Source organism: Glycomyces sp. YM15 (assembly GCF_016918015.1).
Taxonomy (GTDB): domain Bacteria; phylum Actinomycetota; class Actinomycetes; order Mycobacteriales; family Micromonosporaceae; genus Glycomyces.
On the sequence record NZ_JAERMK010000054.1, the window covers coordinates 1 to 2683 of the forward strand.

The window sequence follows — 2683 nt, forward strand, 5'->3', positions numbered from 1 at the left end:
GTCCACTGCTGGTTCGCCCCGGTCCAGCAGTCGTAGATCTGCAACTGCGTACCGTCCGTCGTCGACTGATTCGGCACATCCAAACACCGATTCGAGCCGGTGCCGCGCAGCTGGCCCGAGTCCCCGCCGCCGCCGCTGCTTCCGCAGTCGGGGGTGGGGTTGGTGTTCGTCAGGAGCCCGAGGCGGTAGGGCAGCTGCGAGTAGTCGCCGCCGATGTTCGGGTTCCTGCCCTGGTAGAGGTACTGCATGTTGCAGGGGTCGATCTCCATGGTCTGGTCGCCGTCGACCCTGACCATCTCGCCGTGGCTGATGTCGTTCGTCCAGGACCCTCCGGGGAAGGAGACGTTCGCGGTGCCGGCGAACGGGTTGGACTGGGTGTCGGCCAGCGGGGTCCACTCGCTGAAGTTCGCGTCGAGCCGGTTGGAGGTCCAGGACCGGAAGTAGCGGGCGCCGTTGGAGCCGATGCCCTCGATGATGAGCAGGTACTGACCGGTGTCGCCGACCTTGTAGACGTTGGTCGCCTCGAAGAGGCTCTGGTTCGGGGCCTCCATGAACAGCTCGACGTCGCCGAACCCGTTCGGGAACTCGGCCACGGTCGTCTGGGCCCGGTAGAACTTCTGCTTGTCGTTGTTGAAGTACAGGTAGCAGTTGACGTCGTCGCAGGCGACCCAGTAGTCGAGGAGGTACGACGACCCGGCGTCGGCGATGCCGTGGTTGTTCATGAAGTTCCTGGGCGCCGAGGCGCTCTGCGGCTGCCCGGGGTGGGTCAGCGTGGAGAAGGACGGCAAGCCGGTCTGGTAGATCAGGTACCACTGGTTGTCGGGTTCGAAGTAGAACACCTGCGGAGCGGCGCGGTAGCCGCCGCCGATCGGGGTCTGGGACAGGTGGTACTGCTGCGCCTGCCCGGCCTGCGACCAGTCGGTGAACCCGCCGAAGGAGGTCAGGGACCAGCCGCCGTTGGTGTCCGCGGTGGTGGCGTAGACGTAGTACTTGCCGTCGACCTGGACCACCGACGGGTCCTTGATCGACACCAGGGTTCGGCCCGGGGCCGTCTGCTGCGGGGCGACCAGCGCGCCCGTCGAACTCCATTGGAAGGGCGAGGGAAGCGGGGCGGCCTGTGCCGGGGCGGCGCTCAAGGTCGCTGCGGCGAGGGCCGCGGCCAGCGTCGCCGCCAGCAGCGCGATCCACGATCGCCATCGAGTGGGGTGCCTCATGGGTTGCCTCTCTGATCAAGTCCACTGTGTGGTTATCGCTAACAACATCAGGGTCTGCGAAAGTTTCGGCCCGGAGGCCGAAACATGAGATGTACACACAGGATAGCCAGACGTTTCGGCACATGTAAATAGATCGATGCTATTTCCCGGAGCCGGGCGCGCGGCGGCGCTCCCGTGGCGACGGGGCATCGTCCTACTTGACGTGATATCGAAACATATCTATAGTTCGTCGAAGACGTAAGTTTCGGGACGTACACCGAAACTTTCGATCACGCTCCCTTCGACGACCCTCCCCGCGAGCACCAAAGGAACACCATGATCACCAGTTCACCGCGGCGACGGCGCCGCGTCTGGTCGACGATCGCCGCAGTCGCGACCGCGAGCCTGGCCGCCACGACAGCCCTCGTGATGTCCTCCGGGACAGCCCAGGCCGGAACCACGCTAGGCACGTCGGCGGCCGAGAGCGGCCGCTACTTCGGCGCCGCCGTCGCCACCCAATTCCTGAACGAGTCCGGGTACGCGAACACGCTCGCCACCGAGTTCAACTCAGTTGTGGCCGAGAACGCCATGAAGTGGGACGCCACCGAGCCCAATCCGGGCCAGTTCAACTTCTCCGGCGGCGACCAGATCCTCAATTGGGCGCAGGCCCGCGGCATGAAGGTCCGCGGCCACACGCTCGTCTGGCACGCCCAGCAACCCGGCTGGGTGCAGGGCCTCACCGGCCAGAACCTGCGCAACGCCATGCTCAACCACATCGCCGGGGTCGCGAACCACTACGAGGGCAAGATCTTCGCCTGGGACGTGGTGAACGAGGCCTTCGAGTGGGACGGCAGCCGCCGCCAGTCCAACCTCCAGCAGCAGCTGGGGAACGGCTGGATCGAGGAGGCCTTCCGCGCCGCCGACGCCGCCGACCCGAACGTGAAGCTCTGCTACAACGACTACGGCACCGACGCGATCAACGCCAAGAGCACCGCGATCTACAACATGGTGCGCGACTTCAAGTCCCGCGGCGTCCCCATCGACTGCGTCGGCTTCCAGACCCACATCGCCCACAACGAGAACCTGAGCAGCTACCAGGCCAACCTGCAGCGCTTCGCCGATCTCGGCGTGGATGTGGAGATCACCGAGCTCGACGTCGGCCAGGGCACCGGCCAGGCGGCCACCTACGGCACGGTCACCAACGCGTGCATGGCGGTCGCCCGCTGCACCGGCATCACCGTCTGGGGCGTCACCGACAAGTACTCATGGCGCGACGACAATCCGCTGCTCTTCGACGGCAACTACCAGAAGAAGCAGGCCTACCACTCCGTGCTCGCCGCGCTGAACAACGGCACGCCGGGCGGCGGCGACGGCGGCCATGTGGTGTCGGTGGCATCGAATCGGTGTTTGGATGTGCCGAATCAGTCGACGACGGACGGTACGCAGTTGCAGATCTACGACTGCTGGACCGGGGCGAACCAGCAGTGGAC

2 protein-coding genes are annotated in these 2683 nt (G+C 65.7%); one reads left to right on the forward strand and one right to left on the reverse strand.

Features of this window, described 5'->3' with window-relative positions:
* Positions 1 to 1214: non-reducing end alpha-L-arabinofuranosidase family hydrolase (locus tag JHY01_RS26135; RefSeq protein ID WP_205328666.1), on the reverse strand; the 1214-nt coding region annotated here is incomplete at its 3' end.
* A 315-nt stretch (positions 1215 to 1529) separates the two neighbouring features.
* Between JHY01_RS26135 and JHY01_RS26140 the strand changes: the two genes are divergently transcribed.
* Positions 1530 to 2683: endo-1,4-beta-xylanase (locus JHY01_RS26140; protein ID WP_205328667.1), on the forward strand; the 1154-nt coding region annotated here is incomplete at its 3' end.